Raw genomic sequence first — 21644 nt, 5'->3', positions numbered from 1 at the left:
GTGCGCGCGGGGCATCGCCCCATGGGGCCCGACAGCTTTTCGGCCCGGACGGGTCCAGGCCCAGCGCATGCAGCCCCGATATGCGGCATCGTGTGCGCCCGCGCGCATCTGCGGGCTACCGCCGCGCCGCCAGCTGATGATCAGGGCAGGGCTGCTCACCCGGTGCCGCTTGGCTGCCCCGGTCGAGCAGTCCGGCCCGCCGCAGCGCGAACAATGCCGCCCCGCACACCAGTCCAATACCGGTGAGCGATACCCACAGCAAGGCGGGCTTACCGTGCTGCTGGCTGTAGCCGAATATCGAGCCGGTCAGCAGATTCCCGGCCAGAATGCCGACACCGACGATCGTGTTGTACAACCCGTAATGAGTGGCAACCAACCGGTTACGCGCCAACCTGACCACGGTGTCCATCTCGAACGGGAAGGTCGCGATGGTGCCCACGGCCAGCAGGGCCGCCGCCAGCAGCAGCGCAACGATCGCCGGGACCGACCCGGCTGCTGCCGACGGCAGCAGCGCCAGTGGGACGAAGGCCGCCGCAATGACCAGCATCCCGAGCACCAAGCTGCGACTGGGGCCGAATCGCGCGGACAACCACCCAGTGAGCCGCACCTGCCCGGCGATGGCCACCAGCCCGGAGACCACGAAGATGCTTGTCACCAAGACCGTTTCGGATTTCTTGTCGCTGGTCAGCAGCGCCGCCTGCAGCGGCAGCGCCAGGTACACCTGGAACGTCAGCACGTACGAACCGATCATGGCGCCGGAGAACAACAGGAAGGCCTTGTTGGACACCACCGAGCGCCAGTCGGCCAGCACGGGCTGCCGATCCACGTCCTGCTCGGCGCGGTTCGGTGGCAGGGCCATCAATTGGATCACCGTCAGGACCGCGAAAACCGCTGCGGCGACGGCGCAGGTGATCCTGAAATCCCAGGCTGTCAACGCCAGACCGATGATCGGCCCGAAGAGGATTCCCGCCTGGTAGAAGACGTTGAAGACCGCGAAGGCCTGCACCCGGCGCTCCCCAGAGTCCGCCGCCAGGTATGCGCGCACTGCGGGATTGAAGAGTGCGCCCGCGAAACCCGTTGCCGCCGAGGCGATCAATATCGCCGGCAGGGAGCCGACAAAGACCAACATCAGGAATCCGGCGACGCGCAAGAGACATCCGGCCACGATCAGTGGCTTGTATCCGAACCTGTCGGCCAGAGTGCCGCCGACCAGAAACATGCCCTGCTGAGAGAAGTTTCGGACACCCAGCACCAGACCCACCATCCACGCCGCCAAACCCAGTGGACCGGCAAGGTATCCGGCGAGGTACGGCATCAGCATGTAGAAGCCGACGTTGATGGCGAATTGGTTCACCATCAGGATCTGGCTGGGACGATCGAAAGACCGGAACTGGCCGAACAGGGCGTGGCCAGTCCCGGAGGGTCTTACCTGCGCATCGGTCACGCCGTGCGCCCTATCGGATCGATCACATGGGTCAGCCTGGTCCAGCGGTCTACCACCCGATCCGAGGGATCGTCGATCACATCGGGATCTTGGGCCGGGGGGCGATCCAACAGATCGTGCTCGCGGCAGTAATCGTCATCGTAGATGGTGCCGTGGTAGCGCATCGGGCCGTCGGGGAAGACGGCGGCGACCCGGGTGCCGGGGGCTGAGGTGCGCGCCACCCACCCTGCGACCAATGCCACCGCCCCGACGCTCCATCCGCCGCTGGCATGATAGCTGGCGGCCAGGGTGCGGGCCGCCCAGACGGCCTCATTGGGTGCGACCCAGTGGGCTTCGTCGAATGCCGGGTAGTCGACATTGCCCGGATAGATGCTCGACCCGAGGCCGCGCATCAGCCGCGCGCTGGCGGGCTGCCCGAAGATCGTGGAGCCGATGGTGTCGACCCCGACCAGCCGCAGGTCCGGATTGTGTTCGCGCAGCACACGTCCCACGCCTGAGGAGTGTCCACCGGTTCCCACCGAGCAGACCAGGGTGTCGATGGTGCCGAGCTGGTCGATGAGCTCCTCGGCCACGCCGCGGTAGGCGTCGACGTTGTCGGGGTTCTGATACTGGTCGGGGCACCATGAATCCGTTTCGGCGGCAAGTATTTGCGCGACGCGATCCTTGCGTGCCTGCTGCCAGCCCCCGACCGGATGGGGCTGCGTGACGATGTCCACCACGGCGCCGTAGGCGGTGAGCATCTGCACGATGATCGGTTCCAGCCCGGGATCGGTGACCAGGGTGACCGGATGCCGATAGATGATTCCGGCCAGCGCCAGCCCCAACCCCAATGTTCCACTGGTTGATTCGACGATCATGGCGCCAGGCTTGAGATCCCCGCGTGTGCGGGCTTGCTCCACCATGTACAGCGCGGGCCGGTCTTTCATGCCGTTGGGATTATGTGCTTCGAGCTTGGCCCAAAAACCGGTCCCGGGGCCCGAGAACGGTTCGGACACCCACAACACCGGGGTGTTGCCCACCAAGGTGTTGGGATCGTGAAACTTCGGTCCCAGGTGAGTGCAGCTACGACGAGATGACAGAGCAATGCTGTTGGTCATGTGAGGAAAAGTCCCTGCGTGAGGGCCACGAGGATGCGGCCGGAGATGGTCACGGGCGTAGGGGCGGCATCAGCGACCCACAGATCGCTGCGCCAGCCCAGGGGGGTGACCCTCAGCGGCGGATAATGCACAGATCGGTCAGAAGAACCCGCCCGAAGCGCGGGGTTGTGCGGTTTGGGCGCCGGGGCGGTCCCCGGCCCACCCGCGCCGACCACCACATCGCCGCGATACCGGCGCCCGGTACGGCAGCGACCACCCACAGCACCCGCAGCGGATTATCGGCGCGGGCGATGACCGCCGGGGCGGCCTCTAAGACCGAGCACCACGCGGCGTGTACGGCGGTGCCGGCATGCGGATGGGCCGATACCGCAGCAGGATTAGGTGCTGCGATGCCCGAGACGGTGATCAGTACCTGATGGTGATGCTCGGGGCGCACCGGGTGGCTCGCACCGGCAAGGCAGTGCGCCATCGGCACCCCGAGCGCCACCGCGATACCGGCCAGCAGCGCCGCCACCAACCCCAGCCGTGCCCGGCCAGAGCGAGGGCAGCGGCCCCAGATCCTCATGGCCCCAACCTACCACAGCTACCCCATACCCCTGCCGGGTATGTGATCGGATTGTGACGCAGCGTGGTGGCGCCGTTACGGCGTCTCGGCGGGGGCGGGGGGTTGCCCGTGCGGGTCTTCCAGGATCGGGGCCGCCGGTGCGCCGGGCATGACCGTGGGCGGTGCGGCAGCCTCGGCGCCGGCGATGCTCTGCGGGGACCGCCCGTAGGGGTCTTCCAGTGCGGGATTTTCATTGCCCGCCGCGAACTGCACACCGGTGGTGCTCGGCGCCGAGGCCGGCCGCACGCCCCCGGCGATCCCGTACCGGGTGCTGGAGGACGATTGGATGTTCGGTGGGTGCGCGGCGTTGCCGAGCTTGCTGCCCGGCAGCCCGGCGGCGGTGGCGCCCGGATCGGCGTTGGTGGCGATCTTGACTCCCCGGGCGTCCACCGTCGCCGGGGCCACGGCCGGGAAGTTGTAGTAGCTGTAGGTGTAACTGCCCGGCACCGCCGGCAGCGGCGCAGGTATCGCGGGAATGAACGGGATGGGCGGCGCCGGGTCCGCGGCCGCTACAGGGGCGGACAGTGCGGCCAGCACACCGGCCAGAATGCTCACCGCACCCACCGCGGGCGCCAAGATACGGGTAGTGATCATCGGATGTCCTTCACAGATCTCGGGGGATTTTCGGGGGGTGGCGGGCTTTAGCTGGCCAGTGCGTAGCCGGCCGCCCCGATCGCGGCCGCCAGCGCCTCGGCCGGCAGCGCCCCGGTGCTGGTGACGGTGACCGTGCCGGTAGCCACGTCCACCTGCACGCCGGTGACCCCCGGCACGGCGGCCACCTGTTCACGCACCGCCGCCACGCAATGCCCACAGGTCATGCCCGAGACCTTCAGCGTTGTCGTGCTCATCAGAGACCTCCTTACTCGCGCAATGTATCGGGACAGGCTACCCCCGTAGGGTTCAATCTGCAGGCTGTAGAGCGAGAGTTCAGTGCGGCCCTGCCCCGCCAGTGGTCCCCGGGCACCCGCACCCGTTCTCACTTTCTCGCCATATACCCCCTACGGGTAGCGATGCGGGGTGTACGGTCAGGTGATGGCGCTCACCGGTGATCGTGCCCGCGCCCGCGGCGGCCGCGTCGTCGCGGTGCGCTGGGTGCTGCTGTTGACGCCGCTGATGACGCTGTTGTTGGCGTTGGCCGTGGCACTGGTTCCGGTGCTGCGGTGCCCTCCGGCACTCGATGTCGAGGCTCCCCATGCGGTGGGCGCATCGCTGGCGCACGTCGGCGCGACAGCAAGCCCTCAAGTCGTGCGGGTTCAGGCCGGCGCCGAACATATCGCCGCGGCACAGCTGACCGCCGTACAGGTCGTGGATGTTCACTCCGGGTGCTCGCTGCCGGCAGCGGTCCTTGCGACCATGGCCGCTGCCGGCCCCGGGCACGGGTGGTGGGCGCTGGCCGTGGCCGCGGCGCTGCTGGCTGCTGCGGCCGCGGCATGGGTGCCGGCCTCGCGCGGACCACCCGGGCGTGGCCGACTCGGTTTTTTGTGCAGTGGACGTGAACGTTTGCAGCATCTTTGCGTGATGCGGCGCTGACCAGCTGTCCGCCGGTGCCTGCGTGCACCCGGCACACGGTCAACGCCATCCACTCATGGCCACCCTGCGGTGGCCCCCTCACGCAAGGAATCACCCATGATCATCAACTCTGTTCACCGCGTCGTGGCGGCCGTGGCCGCACCCGTGGCCGCTGTCGCGCTGGCCCTGTCGACTCCGGTGCTGGCGCAGGCCGCCGCAGAGGCCCCGGCCTCTCCGGCAACGATCAGTGCCGCCGGGCCCGCTCCGGCAGGGCCCGGCTGCCGGCACCACAACTGCTGGCCCCGCCCCGGACACGGCGGCTGGGGCGGCGGCTGGGGTCACGGCGGCTGGGGCGGACACGGCGGCTTCGGCGGGCACCGCTAACCCCCCCGTGAACCGGTGCCGTCCCCGCTCACTTGCGTCCACGCGGGGGCGGCACCCCCACCCACATCCGGCGGCGCCGGCTGCTGCCTTACGCCGGGCATCTGAACGCCCCCAATATGCCAGAGCTACTAATACTGTTGTGACACAAGGATATTCATGACCACACCAATAGCGATGTACAGGTATGCCGACATGGGTACCGCCACATATACCTCTTTGAGAGCAGCGGCCCGACGCCCTGGGCGGCTCGTGGTGGGGGTGGCGCTCGGTGCCGCGCTGACCGCGCTGACATGGGCGGCGCCGGCCGCCGCGGGGCCCGCCCGGCCCGGGCCGCAGGCCCCGGGCAACGCGCAGGTCATCATCACCGAATTGAAGGCCCGCGGCGATCAGGTCATCATCAACGGCGATACCACCGGAAAACCGTTGTCGAAATGCACCGCCACCGCCGTGCGCGTCGGGCGGCACATCTACAACCAGGTGCCCCAACGTAAAGGCCCGCCGACCCGCACCCTGGCTTCGCACGTCATGTACGTCACGGTGCAGTGCTGACCGCCGCACCCGGCGCCTGCCCGCACCGCCAGGCACTGAATAGCACCGCTAGCACGGCAGCAGCGGGGTGTGCCTGTGCCGCGCAGAGGGCCACCGGGGATGCGTCATGGCAGGGGTAAGAACGCACCCTGCGGTGGACCGGCGGGCCCTTGCGGTGGGCTACAGCGGGTCCCTGGCCGCAGTGGCCGGCTATGTCAATTCGGTGGCGCTGCTGGTGTGGGTGTTTCCTGTGGGCAACCTGACCGCGCTGACCACCCGGGTGGGCATGCATGCCAGCAATCCGCTGCTGTATTCGGGCCGCATGATCGCGGTGATCGTGGCCGGGTTCGTTGTCGGTGTCATAGCAGCCGGTGCGGTGCTGGCAGCGGCGCACACGCACACCGGCCCGCGGCAGGCCGCAGTGCTGGTGACCGAGGCGGCGCTGCTGGTGGCGGCCGCGGGAATCGAACACCCGTTGATCCGGGCGCCGCTGGCTGCGGCCGCCTGCGGATTGCAGAACGCGATGACGTCCGGGCTTCCGTCGATGGCCGTGCGGACCACCCATTTCACCGGGACACTGACCGATCTGGGGCTGCTGCTGGCCCGCGGCTACCGCCATGGCGTGGACCGGTGGCGGGCCGCGATGCTCACCGCCACGGTGGTGCTCTTCGTCGCCGGTGCGGCCGTAGGAGTGATCGTCGGGGGCCGCATCGGCGATCACGCGCTGATCCCGGCCGCCGCGGTCTGTGCTGCGATCGGCGCCGCCAACCTGCACCATCACCGCCGCCGCGCCCGCGACCCCGCACACCCCGCGGCGAGATCCCCGCGTCAGCCGGACACACCCGTGGGCACCCCGGTGGCGCCGGGCAGCGCCAGCGCACGGGACGAGCGGCCATGATGACTACCCGATCGAATACTTCTCTACCGTGCCCGCCTCATTGGGGGCCGCCGGGGTTTTGGCCGTCGATGTCGGTGATCGGCAGGTTGGGTGCCGGTCGTGGTGAGGGCGTGGCCGGCAGGGCCGGGATCTGTGCGGGCGGGATGTCGTGAATGTCATTGACGGGCGGACCGTTTTCGCGGCCCCCGTAACTGCTGCCGGGGGCGCGGTCGCCGAGCAGGTGGCTGACGGTGACCATGTGGTAGCCGTTGGCGATCAATACCGGCAGGAACTGATAGACGATATCGACGGTGCTCGAATAGGTGTCGTGCAGCAGCACCACCGAACCGGGCTTGATCTGAGTTTTGAGCATGTACACGGTGGCGGCGGTGTCGGCGTCGTTGATCCAGTCGAACGGTATGACATCCCACAAGATTTCGGCCATGTGCTGGCGGCCGGCTTCGGCGCGTACCGCCGCGCGAGAGACCCCACCGGCGGGCCGATACAGATGTGGCCGGATCCCGGTGGCCGCGGTGATCGCCTCAGCGCCCCTGCTGAGCTGGCCGCCGATAGCCTCGATCGGGATGGTCGCCATGTTGGGGTGCTCCCAGGTGTGATTGGCCACCTCCATCCCGGCCGCGGCGATGCGGCGGGCCGCAGCAGGGTCGGCGGCGACCTTGTTGCCGATCAGGAAAAAGGTGCCCTTGGCGCCGCGGTCGACAAGCACCTGCAACAGCCGATCGGTAAACGGGGTCGGGCCGTCATCGAAGGTCAGCGCCACACATTTGTAGCGTGCACAATCCACCGTGTCCGGACCCAACAGCAGCCGGTGGCGCACTGCGATCCCGACCACCCCCGCCGCAGCCAACACCACCGCCGCGACCACCGCGATCTGCAGCCGCACCGACGCCAGCACCGCACCCACCGATCCACCTCCTGCATCCAGCCGGGCCGCCGCCGCGCCCCTATCCGCCGCGCGGCCCGGCGGTACCCGTGGGGGGCATCCTTGCACGAGTTCCTGGGTATCGGCGGCACACCACCTCAATATGGCTATACCGGGTAGGGGTAGGCGCTAGGATGGGTGGCATGCGGATACGCCCGGGGCGCCGCCATTGCCGCCTGCGGCAGCAGATCGCGGTGGTCGCGGCGGCGGTGCTCATCGCGGCGCTGGCGGCGATGGCGGTGGCCGGGTGTGCGGCCGATGCGCACCGTGCCCGGGCTGCCGGCGGCGGTGCCCTGGTGCCTGTGGCCGCCGCCGCGGCGGCGGGGGCGCCGGGGCTTTTCAGGGCCCCCGCGGACCCGGTGGGCGCGCAACTGGATGCACCGTGCCCACACGCGCAGCTGGCCCCCGCGGCGGCACTCGGCGGCGACGAGCTGTCCCTGAGGTGGGCTCTGCCGATGGTGTCGAGCGCCGTGCCCGCCGCCGATGCGGTCATCGGGGCGCCCGTGCGGGGGCCGCCGGGGCCGCCCCGTGGGGCCGCGGCCGCCGGCCCGCTGTCTTTACATCAGCTCTGCGTGATTCGGCGCTGAGGCACACCCTGCCGATGTCTGGCCCCTGTGGCCGCACGGTATCGGCTTCGGGTGTTCTTCGCCAGCTCCTCGCCGCCTTGTGTGCGGCGACCTCAACGTAGGGAATTCTCATGGGCAACAACCGTTTTCTGTACCGCAGCGCCGCCGTCACTGCCGCCGCCGCGGCAGCTGTTGCTGCGGCGACCTTGGCCGCTGCCGGTCCTGCCTGGGCGGGTCCGGCCGCGCCCAATGCGCTGCAGGTCATTCTGGCGCTGCAGCGTCAGGGCGACAAGGTCATCGTGAACCGCACCGGCGGCAAGCCGCTGCAGATGTGCACGGTGACCTCGGTACGCGAAGGCAGATCCGAGTATTGGTGGACCCACCCGCAGGTGGTCGACCCCAACCGGGCCAAACGCGCCCATGGGGTGGGTACCCAGCTGCTGTATCGCACCATGTACGTCGACGTGCAGTGCTGACCGGCGCCGGCGCCGTCAACTGCTAGGAGCCCGGGCCCGGGCTGTGGCGGTGCCCGCAGGATTTACGGCGTGCAGGCAGGCTGGGTTGGCTAGGCCGGGTCCGGGGCGGGCCCGCAGCACGGGCACCCGGCACCGGGCGCAGCTGTGGGGGCGGGCATGTCCTGGCAGCACGGGCAGTGCGCCATCATGGCCTTCATCTCGGCGTTCATCTTCGGGTCCATGGTCTTGTTCGCGGATGTACCCATCGCGGCGTCGCAGCACCACATCATCGCCGGCGCGCCGGCGCCGGCGGTGTAGACCACGGCCATGGGGTCCGGCCCGGTGACATCAAAATATACTGTGCCCGAAGATGATTGGCCCTCATCGAGGGTGGCGGCGGGCAGGCCCTGATCGGTGCCAACCTGCCAGAGCACCGGGTAGTGCCCGCCGATGGCGTGGGCGGCCAGGTTCGGGATGAGCGGGGTGATGGTGCCGCGATCGGCCCGCACGGTGGCAGCGGCTTCCCAGAGCTGACCGGCCGGGGTGTAGCCGGGCAGGACGGCGGCCGATTTCTTCAGGCCGCTGACGGTCCATCCCTGGGTACCGCCGCCGGCGTCGGGCAGTTGTTGAGCGGCCCCGAAGCGGTGCGGACAGGACCCGGCGGCGTGCCCCAGCGGTGGGGCCAGCAGCCCGGCGAGGAAAAACCCGGCCGCGGCCAGGGCCAGCCCGAGGACACGCAGTGTTGACACGGTGATCTCCTTATGTGTAGTCGATGACATTTTCGCGCCGATCGCGCGGATGGCCGTGCAGCGAGACCTTGTGGTGTTCGGGATCATTGGCGGTAGGAGATGACGGTCATCATTCCGGCTTCGCCGTGATAGATGTTGTGGCAGTGGGTGAGCCACTGGCCCGGGTTGTCGGCGTCGAAGTCGACTTCAACTGTTTGCATGGGCGCCACCAGCACGGTGTCTTTGCGGGCTCCGTAGGCCCCGGACGCGGTCCGCACGGCGAAGGTGTGTCCGTGCAGGTGCATGGGATGAAACATCATCGAGTTGTTGAGGTAGCGCAGCCGCACCCGCTGGCCTTCGCGCACCGGCAGCCCGTCGGCCGGGTTGTAGGTTTTTTCGTTGATTGTCCAGGCGTATTTGGCGCCCGGCCCGGCCAGCCGCAGGTCATAGGAGATGTCGGGTTCACGCACGGCCAGCGTGACCGCCTCGGTGGCCGTCAGGGACGCGGTGTCCAGCGCGGTCATCGTCGGTAGCGCCGCGGCCGCGTTGGCCGCAGAGCCGGTAACGGGTTTGCCGCCGGCGCGCAGCACCAGCTGGGCGTAGCCGTCTTTGCCGTAGGGGGCGGCCAGCAGCGGCACCGACATCTCACCGACGGTGATGATCGCATCGATGCGCTCGCCCATGCCGATCAGCAGCGCATCGGCCTGCCGGGGCGCCACCGGGAAGCCGTCGGTGTGGGTCACCGTCAGCGCCGTACCGGGGGCCGCGACCCGAAACGCGCTGTCGCCGGCGGCGTTGATGATGCGCAGCCGCACCCGGGTTCCGGGCCGGTAATCGACGGTCTGCGGGTCGGCGGCCACCCGCCCGTTGATCAGGTAGTACGGGTAGGTGACATCGCCGCCGTCGGTACCCAGCGGCGCGGCGGCACTGACCCCCATCGAACCCATCGACATCCCCGGCATCCCCGGCATCTGGCTCATCGAGCCCATATCCATGCCGGGCATGCCCTTGTCCCGCAATCCCGCCAGCACCTTGTCGGGGTCGGTGCCGGTGCCATCGATCCAGTCATCGAGCACCACCACCAGTTCGGCGTCGTAGTCGGCGCGCTCCTCGGGGTCCTCGACGATCAGCGGCGCATACAGGCCCCGATCCAGCTGGGTGCCCACATGCGGATGAAACCAGTACGTGCCCGCATGGGCCAGCGCGAATTCGTAGGTGAACGAACCCGCCGGCGCGATCTGCGGCTGCGTCAGATCCGGTACGCCATCCATGTCGTTGCGCAGCGCGATCCCATGCCAGTGCACCGTGGTGGGCGCCGCCAGCCCGTTGGTCAAGTTCACCCGCAGCACCTGGCCCTTGCGGGCGCGGATCGCCGGGCCGGGAATCTGGGTGCCATACCCCCACGTCGACACGGTCGTGCCGGCCAAATCCAGCTGCAGCGGCCCCGCGTGCAGATTCACCGGCACCAGCCGCCCGCCGCCGTCGCGGCGGATCGCCTCGACTGCACCCACCCGCGGTGAGTCCGGCCCGATCAGCTGCCCGCCGGACCCGCCTGATGGCCGGGTGCCGCAGGCGGCCAGCACCCCAGCTGCCGCCGTGGCCGCACCCAGGTGCAAAAACTCGCGCCGGCCCCACCGCGATCGCGCTACCGCCATGAACTGCTCCCTTCCATGCCGCGTCCACACCACCGCGCCGACCACCGAAAAATACACGTCAAATACCGGGTAAGGGTATGCGCATATCATGTTATGGTGAAGGGGTGTTGCCGTCCACTGGCGAGCTGCAACCTGCCGGGAAACTCCCGGCGGGGCGGTCGGCGATGATGCGGGCCCGGGTCCGCATCCGGCCGGGTGCGCCGTGGCTGGGAGCCTTGATCGTGGCCGCGATGATCACTCTTTTGCTGCTGTTGCAGTGCGCCGGGCCGCCCCACCACATGAGCGTGCCGGCGGCGGCGCCGCATCACGCGATTGCCGCCGGGTCCGCGCTGCAGCGCAGCCAGGCCGCGATCGCCCCCCATAATCATCTGGGGGCACCCGCCCCGGCGATGTGCGCGCTCACCGATGCGGTCAGCGCCCAGCTGACCGCGCCCGCGGCGGTACGGGTGCTGTGGATCGCGGCGCTGATCGTGCTCGCGTACGCGGTAGGCACGGCAGTCTTGCCGGTGCTGATGCGCGGGCCGCCGCATACCGGGCCGGTGGCCATCGTCACCGGCCGCACCCTCATACACCGTCTGTGCGTGCTGCGCCGCTGATCGCGGCCCGGCCCAGTGCTGCACGCCGCGTTCAGCGTGCGCTCTGAGGTCTTCTCGCCGACCCTCAGCCGCCCCGTTCGCGCTCTTGTGCGCGGCGGACCCACACCTAACGAGGTGCATCTGTCATGAACAGAAATTTCCGTGGCCGTGCCGTTGCCTGGACACTGGCCGCCACTGCTGCCGCAACACTGCTAATGGCCCCGGCCGCTCAGGCCGGGCCCGGCAGTCTCGGGGACGCCGATGACGTCATCAACAGCCTCAAGGCCCAAGGCAACAAAGTCATCATCACCAAAACCGGCAACAAACCGCTGTCACAATGTGTGGCCACCCGGATCCGCAAAGACCTCGACGTCTACGGCAATCCCCGGATCTACCCGAACATCTCCTCCGGGCCCACCAGACGGACATGGCTTTACAGCGTGTACCACGTCGACGTCCAATGCTGACCGGCGCCGACGGGCCAGCGCCGGTGTATGTGGCCGGTGAGGTCACCGCAACACTGGGTGCCGAGGAAACGGTGTGGGGCCTGCTCAACATGCTGCTCGAACGCACCCGCTACGACCCGGGCAACCTGGGCTACGAGATTTTCCGGGACGCCGGCGACCCCGGCCATTTCCTGATACAGCAGACCTGGAAGACACCGCAGCTGTTGGAGCGGCACCTGCGCTCGGCGGCGGTGAGCTGGTGCATCACCAGAATCCAGCAGGTAGCCCACATCCCGCTGCGCTTGACGGTCTGCGATGTGCACCGTGCGCACAGCAAACCCGCGCCGCTGCACAGGGCGCGGGCCATCGCACCGATCAGCGGCTGGGCGGCAGCGGCGGACACCCCATGCTGAGCCCGTGCGGTGGCGCGCACCCGCACATTCCGGCTCGGGTGCCGGTGGCGGAGGCGTGAGGGCCCTGGTGCGCAGGCCCCGCCGCAGCCAGCTGGTGCTGGTGGCGCTGCTGGTCGGTGTGCTGGCGGCGGCGCCCGCGGTGGCGCATTGCCTGCCCGGACAGAGCCATCACCGCCACGGGCCTGCCCGCCAGCAAAGCACGCTGATCACAGCGTCGGCCGCAACAGCAGCCGGGGGCACCGGTGTGTCCATCACACCCCGGCGCGCCCAGGAGGCCGCACATGCGGCGCTGTGCCACAGCGTCGAGGCACTGGCCGCGACCGTGCGCGCCGAGACCAGTCCGGGTCTGTTGGCCGCATCCGCCGCAGCGTTGCTGGCCGCGGCCACCGCGGTACCGCTGCTGGCCGGCATCAGCCGGGGCCCGCCGGTGCGTGCCGCCGCGATATCGAGGTCAGGGCGTGTGCTGCTGACTGAGCTGTGCATCCTCCGCCGCTGATCTGTGCCACGTGCGGTCACCGGCGTGCGCCGGTGACCGTCGGCGATGGCATCACCGAACACCCAACGTTGCCGCAGCACCGCGATCGGCCCACTCGATCGCGTGCGGTGCTGCACCGAGGGTCCACGAGCCGCCGCCGTGCCTGCCTGCCGATTCGCCAACCTTCCATCCGGCCCGGCACACCACCGGTGTGCTTGGTGCTGCTTTTTCGATTGGGGCACTTTCGTCATGAACTCTTTCCTGGCCACCGACACCACGGCCCACCCGGACGCGCTGTATCTGACCTGCTCGGATTGGCCGGTTGGGCCGCCAGCGGCCACCGGCGCGCTGTGCACCATCCGCAATGTCGGCAACCTGGTACCCACCGATCCGGCCGAAGGATCGGTCGATGCCGCACTGGATTTCGCGCTCAACGAGCTTCGGGTGCGTTCGATCGTGGTGTGCGGGCACTCGGGCTGCGGGGCCATGGCTGCGCTGCTGTCTGAATCGATCGACGCACCCACGAGCCCGGTCGGCCGCTGGCTCGACAACGCCCGCGACACCCTGGTGGCCTACCGCGATCATCACCTGGCCCGCGTGGGTGCGGCCGCCAGCGGCTTCAGCCAGGCCGATCAGCTGGCCGTGGTCAACGTGGTGATCCAGGTCGAACGCCTTGTGCGCCACCCGATCCTGGTAGCCGCCGCGGTCTCCGGGCGCCTGCGGGTGGCCGGCACCTTCTACAGCACCGACACCGGGTGCCTGCATGAAGTCAGCGCCAACGGCATCCCGGCACCCGGGCCCCTATAACGACACACCGCACCCGACCCGGGCGGGGCCAGCATTGATGAAGAACAACCACCAAACCGGCGCCAAAAGAGATGACCACACCCACCGCCCCGTTTCCCCGCTTCCGACGGTGCAGCTAGCCCGCGTTGTTTTGGTTGGTGCCAAAGGGCACAAGCGGATTGGTGCCATAGGGAACCAGTGGGTTAGCCCCGCCGTAGGTCGGCTGATGCACCCCTTGCGGGTACTGCACCGAACCTGGGGCCAGGCACGGGATGTGCTCGATCGCGTTCACGCTCGGCTTGGCCGCATAGCAAACCGGTGGCGGGGGCGGATCAGCGTCCGCCGGTGCCGGTGTGGCCAGCCCGGCAACACCGGCCGCACCGATCATGGCGAGCGCCGCGAACATCGTCATGTGCATGATTTCGCAACCTCCTCTCCGCACCCCGGGCAGGCCTGGCCGCTCGGCCCAAAAATAGGGAACGTACACTTATTTCAACGAGTAACACGGCCCCAACGTTCACCGCGGCGACGATCATCAGCAAACTATCAGGCGATTCTTCGCTGTTTCACAGCGGCCGCCGGGATGCGGTGGTGCCCCGCCGCGGCCGGATCTGGCGGCTCGCGCTACCGCACCACGCTATCGGCAACCATTCTCGCCGGGCTAGGGGACGTGAACGTCAGGGGCCCCTGGCCCGGCCGATATACCGGTGGCGCAACGGGATACCAGTGGGCGGGGAGCTGTGGATATGCATGCCGCACATAGGAATTCGGCGGCCCGACAGCGCCGGGGGCGGACCTTGCGGGGGCGGGCTGGTTGACGGGCGCGATGTGCGCGCGCTCGTTAGCGCGGTGTGGTCGCGATACGTGCGGCGATGCCGCTGATCTCGTCGGCGATCAGGTGCGGTTCGGTGAACACCACGAGGTGCCCGGATTTTTGGGCGAGCACGTGGCGGGCGCCGAGGCGTTCGGCGGCGCGGCGGTGGGCGCCGAGGAACGCCGCGCGGATCGAGCGGTCCAGCAGTGTGGTCTTGACCCCCGAGATCACGGTGACCGGGATGCCCCCGAGATCGGGGCGCTGCGCACGCAGGCTGGCCAACCCGGCCAGAAAGAACTGCTCCTCGGCGTCTGCGGCCTGCTGCGCGGCGACGGTCAAGTCTTCGGCGATCAGATCGGCGGCCACGTCGGCGGGCAGCCCCGGTGCCGCGCGGCGCACCAGGGGCCCCAGCAGGTGCAGCCGCCGCAGCACACCCATGCTCCAACGGCCTGCCAGCGCCAGCCGGCGCAGATGTTTGAGCGAAGACCCGCAGCACACATCGAGCTGCTCATCGGAATGATCCACGAGCACCAGCGCGGCGATATCGGACCGATCGCCGGCGGCGGCCAGTGCGATCGTGCCCCCGTAGCTGTGCCCGACCAGGATGTACGGGCCGCCATCAAGAGCTGTCAACAATTCCCCCAGATCGGCGGCCAAACGCTGCACTGTGCGCGGGGCCCGGTCGGGGTCGCTGCGGCCCAGATTGGCCCGGTCATAGACCACCGTCGGGAACTGCTCGGCCACCAGCGGCGCCACCAGGCCCCACTCCGAGCGTGAAGCACCCAAACCCGACTCGAACACCACTGTCGGGCCGGCACCGCTACCGGCGCGCATATAGTGCAACGCCCGGCCATCGGCCAGAACCATCCGGGCACTGTGACCCAAGGTGTGTGCCATCTGCGCTCTCTTCTCCGCGGAAACGAATCGGTGATGCCACACGGCCATAGCCGCCGCACCCACCAACACCACTATACCCCCACGGGGTATGTCTGCGGGTGGGGTGCGTGCATCGGTGTTTACCCCCGGGGCGTACGGGTATGGCTCGCTGTGTCCGGGAAACACCAACCGCCGGGCTGCCATGACAGGGTCCGGGTCCGGTGAATGCCCAGCCGAACAAGGAGGTTCTTGATCATGTCAGTGGCAATGGTCAGCGCTGCGAACAAAGCCTGCGTGGATGCCTGTAGTGAGTGCGCGCAGGCATGTGAGGTGTGCGCGTACAACTGTTGTGTCAATGACGGGCAGATGGCCGATTGCGCCCGGCTGTGTCTGGATTGCGCGGCGATCTGTGCGGCGTGCATAACCCTGTTGTCGCGCGGGTCCAGCTGGGTCGGCCCGTTGTGTCAGGTCTGCGCCCAGATCTGCGCGGCGTGTGCCGCCGAATGCGACAAGTACGACATGCAGTATTGCCGGGCGTGCGCGGCGGCCTGCCGGCGATGCGTCCAACAGTGCCAGGCGATGGCGCACTGAATACGCCGGCGGCGCCGGGGATGATCTGAGTTCGCAACGCACCGTAGCGCCAGGGCTTTTCGCACAGGCCCTGTGCTGTTGAGGCCGCCATGGTGTTGCGCGATACCCAGCAGCAGAAATCGATCAGGTGTCGCCGAACAATGAGCCGGTAGGCACCACCAGTGCCTCGGCAATGTCGACCAAACGCTCGTAGAGCAAGCCACGGCGGCCGTGTTCGACGTCGATCAACACATTGCGGGTCACCCCGCAGGCCAATGCCAACTGCTCCTGAGTCAAACCCTGCCGCAGACGTTCACGTCGAATCCGGGCGCCCACCTCGACGCGGACGCGTTCCCACTGCGCGACACGCTCGGGATCGTTCTGACTGGGACGGGTGGGCACGCACCTCAGTAATGAGGCGCCCGTACCAAAAGTCTGCCCTACTAGTAGTACATTGCTGGATCGTGTTCGAAACTGACTCTGACTTTGAGCCCAACGAAACGGTGTCCTCGTTTGCCTTGGACGTCATCGATGAGGTGCGCATGAAAATGCTCGAATGCCTTCTGGTGCTGCACACTCTGCCCGAGGAAGCCGACCTTAATTTCACCGATCTGGCCAACGACATCCTGGCCGCGCACCGAGCCACCCTGGAGGCCTATCAGGCGGCCAGCATCGTGCACCAGGGCGCCGAACTCGACCAGCGATGGGGCAACGGCTTATCGCGCCCCAAAGCCATCTTCGCCCGGCACAACGCCGCGGTGCGCCGCGGGGCAACGAAGGTAACCGCGATGCCCGCGCTGTGCGACCGGCTAGAGCGCCACCTGTACCAGCTGCCCCGACCCGACCGCACCCAAACCGTCGCCGGCGCGCGCCCCAAATGCTCGGCCCTGGTCAAGAGCACCGGCCAGGACTGCACCAACTCGGCGATCTACCTCGGATCGGGAATGTTTGGCGCACACTGCTATTCACACGCCACCCCCACCGAACGCGAACAGTACCGAATCCATCACGAACAAAACGACGCCCGCCAAGCCCGCTCCCACGCCGATCTACGCAACCTGCAACGTGCTGTGGGCCAGAAGATCGCCGACCACTGGATCTCCACCCGCGAACAGCGGACCCAATGGGTCAACGACATCATGCTCAACTGAGAATTCCCACACGGCCACATCGCGGGCCGCTGATCGAGAACCGGGCCCTTCTTCGTCAACACCTTCCTACAGATAACCCGGCCACGACAGAGCCAAAATGCGACAGCCCGACACCGTCATGAACGTCAAACCCGCACATTTACGACTTTACGACCTAGAGATAACTTTGGGCAGGCGCCGGGCCATCGAGGAGCAGCCATCCGGGTGATCGCCGGTCAGTACCTCGCGTTCATCGCGATCGTGGCAGTCTCGATCGCGATCGCCGCCCTGGGATCGACACTGCTGCCGCCCGCCGCGCTCCCATACTTCGGGCTGATACCCATCTTGCTCGGACTCAAAGCGGGCTGGAGCGCCTACCGTGAACGCCGCAGCGACCCCGACCCGGCCCCACAGATACCGGCGGTCCCGCGTCAGGGTCCCAGAATGTGGCAGGTCGCCGCCGTCACCTTCGCTAACGGCGGCGACAACATCGGCGTCTACGTGCCGATCTTCGCGGTTGCAGCCACCGCCACTATTTCGATGTTCACCGCCGTGTTTCTCATTGGCGTGGCCATCTGGTGCGCGGGCGGAAAGTACGTCGCTTCGCACCCACTGATTGCCAACGTGCTATCGCGCTGGGGTCACATCGTGCTGCCCGTAGCGCTGATCAGCATCGGCGTCACCATCCTCATCACCGGTGGCGCCTTCGGGCCGTAGAGCCCCCCATTCGGCAACCATCTCCCGCCCGGGGCCGAACTACTTGACGAAACCGACCCATGCCGTACGCGTAGCCCAGGTTGCCTTTAGCGGGCGTGCCCAGGTCGATGCTTATGTCCTCCGGTACCGCAGTACGGTCAGGGTGTCGCTGATGACGACGGAGCGCACTATCTTTGCGTATCGGGTGTCGGTGCTCAGGGGTTTGCGACGAGCCCCTTCTACAGGTAGCGGCAGACGTCGTCAGCGTTGCACGACCCGGGGTCGACGGTGTCGGCCTGCTCGCGCAGCCGGGCGATGGTGGCCCGCAGCGCAACCAGGATGCTGATCTGTTCATCGAGATCGGCCAGGCGGGTGCCGAGCAGCTCACGTACGTGCGTGCACGGTGCGTGGCCGCTGTCTCGGACGGTGAGGATCTGGCGGATCTGGGCCAAGGTGAGCCCGGCTGCCTGGCCCCGATGAATGAAGCCGACCCGGGCGATCGCATCACCGCCGTATTGGCGATACCCCGCTGGGGTGCGCTCGGCGGGCGGCAGGAGGCCCTCGTCTTCGTAGTAGCGCAGCGTCGCCGCAGTCGTCCCGGTCGCTTCGGCGAGTTGCCCGATTCGCACGAGGTCTCCTCACCGATCACTTGACTTTCAAGCCTACTTGAAGGTTGAGGATGGGTGCATGAGGCAGAGATTCGACCTTGCGGTCATCGGGTCGGGCGGGGCGGGGATGGCCGCCGCGATACGCGCGACCTCACTGGGCAGGTCGGTGGTGATGATCGAGCGCGGCACGTTCGGTGGTACGTGTGTGAACACCGGCTGCGTGCCGTCCAAAGCGCTCATCGCCGCCGCTGGGGCCCGGCACACCGCGGCCGGCGCCGAGCGCTTTCCCGGCATTTCGGCTACCGCGGGCCCGGTCGACATGGCGGCGCTGATCGGCGGTAAGCAGCACCTGGTGGACCGGCTGCGCTCGGACAAATACGCCGACCTGGCCGACACCTACGGGTGGCGTCGAATCCAGGCTGACGCCACGTTCGCGGGCACACCCGAGGACCCGGTACTGCGGGTGGGCACCCACACGATCGAGGCCGCGCAGTATCTGGTGGCCACCGGTGCGCGGCCGTGGATGCCGCCGGTCCGTGGACTCGACCAGGTGGACGCCCTGACCTCGACCACCGCGATGGAACTGGCCGAGGTTCCGCAGTCACTGCTGGTGCTCGGCGGCGGGTACGTCGCGTTGGAGCTGGCGCAGCTGTTCGCCCGGCTCGGGTCGGTGGTCACGATGCTGGTCCGCTCCCGCTTGGCGTCCCGGGAGGAACCGGAAGTGTCCACGACACTGCAGGACGTGTTCGCCGACGAGGGCATCACTGTGGTGCGCGGCGCCACCATCGTGAAGGCCGAACGGGTGGGCGGGCAGGCGGTCGTGACCGCAGCGGTCGCAGGCGGCGAACAACCCTTCCGTGCGGACAAGCTGCTGGTCGCGCTCGGGCGCTGGCCTGTCACCGACCTGAACCTGGCCGCGGTCGACGTCAAGACCGGCGCGGCCGGCGAGATCGTGGTCACCGACCGGTTGCAGTCGTCGAATCCGCGTATCTGGGCGGCCGGTGATGTCACCGGGCACCCCGAATTCGTGTACGTCGCCGCCCATCACGGCGCGCTGGCCGCCGAGAACATGTTCAGTGGGGCGGACCGGTCAGTGAACTACACCACCCTGCCGCGGGTGACGTTCACCAACCCGGCCGTGGGGGCGGTCGGGATGACCGAAGCCGACATGCGCGCGGCGGGGATACGCTGCGACTGCCGGGTTCTGCCCCTCACGTACGTGCCGCGGGCACTGGTCAACCGCGACACCCGCGGGTTCATCAAACTGGTCGCCGACGCTGGCACCGGACGGCTGCGCGGCATCACCGCCGTCGCCGACGACGCCGGTGAGATCGCCGCCGCGGGGGTGTACATCCTCGACGCCGCGATGACCGTCGACCAGGTCGCCCGGTCCTGGGCGCCGTACCTGACGATGGCTGAAAGCATCAAGATCGCCGCCCAGTCGTTTACCACCGATATTTCGCAACTGTCCTGCTGCGCGTCCTGACCCGCGCCCTACGACGAGGTGACTATGACGAATTTCCTTGACCGCCTGGTTGTTCCGGAGAATCCCGGGCTCGACCCGGCCCTGCTGGTGCCGCTGCTGCGGCTGCTCGACGACGGCCAACCCGTCGCCCTGGACACCCTCAGATGCTTCCGGAGACCGTGGGTCGGTGCCGTGGTCCTGTGGTGCACCGTGATGGTCGGTACTCAACTGGCTAGCCGGGTGATGCTTTCCAGTGATGCACGTACGCCGACGAGTTGATCCAGCAGCAGCCTGGCGTAGTCATCGTGCGGCAGAAGTTGCTGGTGGGGATAAACGGTGCCGGTGATCAGGCGCACGAATCGGGTCAGTGCGGTGTGGGCTTGGGCTCGTTCGTAGGCGATCCAGTCGGAGGGCTCCTCGGGAAAGGCGTAGCCGTTCTTGCGGGACCAGGCAAAGGGGGTCATATGTTCCATGGCGGCGTGTTCCTTGATCTCTCTGAGGCCGTCACGGATCTGGCTTGCGGTCAGACCTGTTGCGGCACAAAGCTGTTGTAGGGTAAGGCCGCCGGGTCGGGCTTGTAGAAGTGCTAAGCGCACGCGCTCGGATTTGACGGTGCGGGGGATGCGGTGGGGCATGGTTCACCCGCCTTTGAGTAATTCGGCAAGAGCCTCATCAAGGCTGACATCCCCGGTGTCCATCGCATGTTGTATCCAATCGGCCGTGCTGCGCACCCGGGCCAGGTTCTGCTGGACCGCGGCCTTTTCCTGCGTGCTGAACTCCTGGCCGCGCAGGTTGGGCAGGATGCGGCCGACGCCGGCGACGAACTGGGCGCAGGCACCGACCAGATCGATGTATTCGATGCTATGTTCGAGCGCCCGGATGGCCGGTGTGCGTTGGCGTGCGCACACGATTGTTTGCCGGGATCGGTCGTATTGGGCGCTGTTGACCGCGTGGCGTGCTGATTGGTCGCCCATGGCTTCGAATGCGACGTTGGGGCGTTTGAGCAGGTCCCGAGCCACCGATACCGCGACGTGGTCGTCCTTGGTCAGGTCGTGGACCTGGTTGACTTTCTCTTGGCTGGTAACGGGGGTGCGTGGCGTCCACCCGACCGCCCGGCGGGCAGCCTCGCTATCCCATCGGCGCTCACCAGTACGGCTGTTCGTGGGTGGTTGTTGTATCAATGCGTACCGGTTGTCGTGGCCGGCGAGCACCTTGTGGATGTAGTGCGACACGGTGTGCACTCGCTGACCGGTGGGCCACCGCGAGGCGACCCACCGGTAGTCCATGATCGTCGATGCGGCCAGGCCAATGTCCTGGGCGTACATGGCGATCGCGGCGGTGACGCTGAGCAGCTCGACGCCCGGGCCGGGGTGCGCTCCGCCGCGCGGCTGCAGCGGCTCGATTTCCAGGGCTCGATCACCGAGCTCGAACTGGCAGCGAGATTGCTGCTCGACTAGGTTGCGGCCCTCGGCGACCAGCTGGTCGTAGCGGCGCTTGCTGACGTTTCCGATTTTTTCGGGCATTGTTGTCTCCTCGCGTGATTCCCGTCCGGGGCCACGCGGGCCTGCACTGCACCTGATGCTCGATGCACCGCGGTCACGCCGTCCGTGCGCCGTGGGCCGAGCCCCTGCGCTGCAGCGGGGGCCCGCATGATCGATGTGCTTGTGTCTATCACCTTCTTGCGCGCACCGGTGCCGCTTGAAGAACGGCTGCAAACCGGCTGTTGCATCATTGTGCGCTTGCCGCGGCCGCCGATCAAGAGTTTCGGATCGTTAATTACGCTGGTCAGGCCCGGTGTTAAAGAGATTTGTGTAGCCGTTCGCGGTAACGGTCACGGTGACGTCTACAGCGAACGGCAACGCCGCCAAGCCCGGGTCCGGCACCGATGCGAACAGTAAATAGTCCCGGCCCGGTGCTCGAGTCCGACGACCCAGGTGCTGTCACACTCAGCGCATCGGGCCCGCAGCTGGCCCTCGCCGCGCATCGCGCAGATCCGCGAG

Annotated in this window: 30 protein-coding genes; 16 read left to right on the top strand and 14 right to left on the bottom strand. The window is 67.9% G+C overall.

Annotated elements, in window-relative coordinates; genetic code table 11:
- Positions 1-115: 115 nt before the first annotated feature.
- From B4400_RS10825 to B4400_RS10805, 5 genes are all read right to left on the bottom strand, one after another.
- Positions 116-1357 (bottom strand): MFS transporter, encoded by a 1242-nt coding sequence (locus tag B4400_RS10825; protein ID WP_043079379.1) that lies wholly within the window; start codon positions 1355-1357, stop codon positions 116-118.
- An 83-nt stretch (positions 1358-1440) separates the two neighbouring features.
- Positions 1441-2466 (bottom strand): PLP-dependent cysteine synthase family protein, encoded by a 1026-nt coding sequence (locus tag B4400_RS10820; protein ID WP_054173176.1) that lies wholly within the window; start codon positions 2464-2466, stop codon positions 1441-1443.
- 187 nt (positions 2467-2653) lie between these two features.
- Positions 2654-3106 (bottom strand): putative copper homeostasis (lipo)protein LpqS, encoded by a 453-nt coding sequence (gene lpqS, locus B4400_RS10815; protein ID WP_043079342.1) that lies wholly within the window; start codon positions 3104-3106, stop codon positions 2654-2656.
- A 75-nt stretch (positions 3107-3181) separates the two neighbouring features.
- Positions 3182-3739: a hypothetical protein gene (locus B4400_RS10810; RefSeq protein ID WP_043079343.1), complete on the bottom strand. Its 558-nt coding sequence runs from the start codon at positions 3737-3739 to the stop codon at positions 3182-3184.
- A gap of 47 nt (positions 3740-3786) precedes the next feature.
- Positions 3787-3993 (bottom strand): heavy-metal-associated domain-containing protein, encoded by a 207-nt coding sequence (locus B4400_RS10805; protein WP_043079344.1) that lies wholly within the window; start codon positions 3991-3993, stop codon positions 3787-3789.
- A 184-nt stretch (positions 3994-4177) separates the two neighbouring features.
- Between B4400_RS10805 and B4400_RS10800 the strand changes: the two genes are divergently transcribed.
- The 4 genes from B4400_RS10800 (at position 4178) to B4400_RS10785 (ending at position 6464) form a co-directional block, all read left to right on the top strand.
- Positions 4178-4675, top strand: a complete 498-nt coding sequence (locus tag B4400_RS10800) for a hypothetical protein (RefSeq protein WP_043079381.1) — start codon at positions 4178-4180, stop codon at positions 4673-4675.
- A gap of 96 nt (positions 4676-4771) precedes the next feature.
- Complete coding sequence (locus B4400_RS10795; RefSeq protein ID WP_043079345.1) at positions 4772-5038, top strand: hypothetical protein; 267 nt, start codon at positions 4772-4774, stop codon at positions 5036-5038.
- Between the two features lie 192 nt (positions 5039-5230).
- Positions 5231-5587: a hypothetical protein gene (locus B4400_RS10790; protein WP_313869460.1), complete on the top strand. Its 357-nt coding sequence runs from the start codon at positions 5231-5233 to the stop codon at positions 5585-5587.
- Positions 5588-5741: 154 nt separating this feature from the next.
- A complete protein-coding gene (locus B4400_RS10785) occupies positions 5742-6464 on the top strand; it encodes a YoaK family protein (RefSeq protein ID WP_043079383.1) in 723 nt (240 codons plus the stop codon).
- Between the two features lie 37 nt (positions 6465-6501).
- Here B4400_RS10785 and B4400_RS10780 read toward each other — a convergent pair whose 3' ends face one another.
- Positions 6502-7368 (bottom strand): polysaccharide deacetylase family protein, encoded by an 867-nt coding sequence (locus tag B4400_RS10780; RefSeq protein ID WP_043079346.1) that lies wholly within the window; start codon positions 7366-7368, stop codon positions 6502-6504.
- A 161-nt stretch (positions 7369-7529) separates the two neighbouring features.
- Here B4400_RS10780 and B4400_RS24615 point away from each other — a divergent pair, with 161 nt between their 5' ends.
- Positions 7530-7973 carry a hypothetical protein gene (locus B4400_RS24615; protein ID WP_196770509.1) on the top strand — a complete coding sequence of 148 codons (444 nt, stop codon included), beginning with the start codon at positions 7530-7532 and terminating at the stop codon, positions 7971-7973.
- Between the two features lie 110 nt (positions 7974-8083).
- Complete coding sequence (locus tag B4400_RS10770; protein ID WP_043079347.1) at positions 8084-8428, top strand: hypothetical protein; 345 nt, start codon at positions 8084-8086, stop codon at positions 8426-8428.
- Positions 8429-8517: 89 nt separating this feature from the next.
- Here the strand turns inward: B4400_RS10770 and B4400_RS10765 are convergent, their stop codons facing one another.
- Positions 8518-9156: a DUF1942 domain-containing protein gene (locus B4400_RS10765; protein WP_109475890.1), complete on the bottom strand. Its 639-nt coding sequence runs from the start codon at positions 9154-9156 to the stop codon at positions 8518-8520.
- Between the two features lie 83 nt (positions 9157-9239).
- A complete protein-coding gene (locus B4400_RS10760) occupies positions 9240-10790 on the bottom strand; it encodes a multicopper oxidase family protein (RefSeq protein ID WP_043079385.1) in 1551 nt (516 codons plus the stop codon).
- Between the two features lie 104 nt (positions 10791-10894).
- Here B4400_RS10760 and B4400_RS10755 point away from each other — a divergent pair, with 104 nt between their 5' ends.
- The 5 genes from B4400_RS10755 to B4400_RS10735 all read left to right on the top strand — a co-directional run bounded on the left by B4400_RS10755 (position 10895) and on the right by B4400_RS10735 (position 13506).
- The gene (locus B4400_RS10755) at positions 10895-11386 is read left to right on the top strand and encodes a hypothetical protein (RefSeq protein WP_109475888.1); all 492 of its coding nucleotides are present in this window, start codon (positions 10895-10897) and stop codon (positions 11384-11386) included.
- A 125-nt stretch (positions 11387-11511) separates the two neighbouring features.
- Positions 11512-11832 carry a hypothetical protein gene (locus tag B4400_RS10750; RefSeq protein WP_043079350.1) on the top strand — a complete coding sequence of 107 codons (321 nt, stop codon included), beginning with the start codon at positions 11512-11514 and terminating at the stop codon, positions 11830-11832.
- Positions 11826-12224: a putative quinol monooxygenase gene (locus B4400_RS10745; protein ID WP_043079351.1), complete on the top strand. Its 399-nt coding sequence runs from the start codon at positions 11826-11828 to the stop codon at positions 12222-12224. Before B4400_RS10750 ends, B4400_RS10745 begins: the two co-directional genes overlap by 7 nt.
- Positions 12225-12318: 94 nt before the next feature.
- The gene (gene lpqS / locus B4400_RS10740; protein WP_043079386.1) at positions 12319-12720 is read left to right on the top strand and encodes a putative copper homeostasis (lipo)protein LpqS; all 402 of its coding nucleotides are present in this window, start codon (positions 12319-12321) and stop codon (positions 12718-12720) included.
- Positions 12721-12948: 228 nt separating this feature from the next.
- Positions 12949-13506 (top strand): carbonic anhydrase, encoded by a 558-nt coding sequence (locus B4400_RS10735; RefSeq protein ID WP_043079352.1) that lies wholly within the window; start codon positions 12949-12951, stop codon positions 13504-13506.
- 115 nt (positions 13507-13621) lie between these two features.
- On the opposite strand, the gene B4400_RS10730 is transcribed toward B4400_RS10735, so the two are convergent.
- Together B4400_RS10730 and B4400_RS10725 are read right to left on the bottom strand one after the other, a co-directional pair.
- The gene (locus B4400_RS10730; RefSeq protein ID WP_407028674.1) at positions 13622-13906 is read right to left on the bottom strand and encodes a hypothetical protein; all 285 of its coding nucleotides are present in this window, start codon (positions 13904-13906) and stop codon (positions 13622-13624) included.
- Between the two features lie 420 nt (positions 13907-14326).
- Positions 14327-15196, bottom strand: coding sequence for an alpha/beta fold hydrolase (locus B4400_RS10725; protein WP_078311665.1), 870 nt, complete (start codon positions 15194-15196; stop codon positions 14327-14329).
- A 204-nt stretch (positions 15197-15400) separates the two neighbouring features.
- On the opposite strand from B4400_RS10725, the gene B4400_RS25145 reads away from it, so the two are divergent.
- On the top strand, positions 15401-15766 hold the full coding sequence (locus B4400_RS25145) for a four-helix bundle copper-binding protein (protein WP_474623346.1): 366 nt from the start codon (positions 15401-15403) through the stop codon (positions 15764-15766).
- 123 nt (positions 15767-15889) lie between these two features.
- Here B4400_RS25145 and B4400_RS10715 read toward each other — a convergent pair whose 3' ends face one another.
- The gene (locus tag B4400_RS10715) at positions 15890-16147 is read right to left on the bottom strand and encodes a helix-turn-helix domain-containing protein (protein ID WP_043079355.1); all 258 of its coding nucleotides are present in this window, start codon (positions 16145-16147) and stop codon (positions 15890-15892) included.
- Between the two features lie 62 nt (positions 16148-16209).
- On the opposite strand from B4400_RS10715, the gene B4400_RS10710 reads away from it, so the two are divergent.
- Positions 16210-16896: a hypothetical protein gene (locus B4400_RS10710; RefSeq protein WP_043079356.1), complete on the top strand. Its 687-nt coding sequence runs from the start codon at positions 16210-16212 to the stop codon at positions 16894-16896.
- A 204-nt stretch (positions 16897-17100) separates the two neighbouring features.
- On the top strand, positions 17101-17592 hold the full coding sequence (locus tag B4400_RS10705) for a cadmium resistance transporter (protein ID WP_286151336.1): 492 nt from the start codon (positions 17101-17103) through the stop codon (positions 17590-17592).
- A gap of 218 nt (positions 17593-17810) precedes the next feature.
- On the opposite strand, the gene B4400_RS10700 is transcribed toward B4400_RS10705, so the two are convergent.
- Positions 17811-18200, bottom strand: a complete 390-nt coding sequence (locus B4400_RS10700; protein WP_043079357.1) for a heavy metal-responsive transcriptional regulator — start codon at positions 18198-18200, stop codon at positions 17811-17813.
- Between the two features lie 58 nt (positions 18201-18258).
- On the opposite strand from B4400_RS10700, the gene merA reads away from it, so the two are divergent.
- Together merA and B4400_RS10690 are read left to right on the top strand one after the other, a co-directional pair.
- Complete coding sequence (merA, locus tag B4400_RS10695) at positions 18259-19665, top strand: mercury(II) reductase (protein ID WP_078311566.1); 1407 nt, start codon at positions 18259-18261, stop codon at positions 19663-19665.
- Positions 19666-19689: 24 nt separating this feature from the next.
- Positions 19690-19923: a hypothetical protein gene (locus B4400_RS10690; protein WP_078311565.1), complete on the top strand. Its 234-nt coding sequence runs from the start codon at positions 19690-19692 to the stop codon at positions 19921-19923.
- Here the strand turns inward: B4400_RS10690 and B4400_RS10685 are convergent.
- Entirely contained in the window at positions 19869-20279 is a 411-nt protein-coding gene (locus B4400_RS10685) for a hypothetical protein (protein ID WP_052511081.1), read from the bottom strand. The genes B4400_RS10690 and B4400_RS10685 overlap by 55 nt on opposite strands.
- 3 nt (positions 20280-20282) lie before the next feature.
- Positions 20283-21167 (bottom strand): DUF6192 family protein, encoded by an 885-nt coding sequence (locus B4400_RS10680; RefSeq protein WP_043079359.1) that lies wholly within the window; start codon positions 21165-21167, stop codon positions 20283-20285.
- Positions 21168-21644 lie beyond the last annotated feature (477 nt).

It is taken from the genome of Mycobacterium sp. D16Q13 (genome assembly GCF_002013375.1).
Lineage (GTDB): Bacteria > Actinomycetota > Actinomycetes > Mycobacteriales > Mycobacteriaceae > Mycobacterium.
The sequence above is the reverse complement of the archived record's forward strand: the minus strand, read 5'-3'. Positions and strand labels throughout refer to the sequence as shown.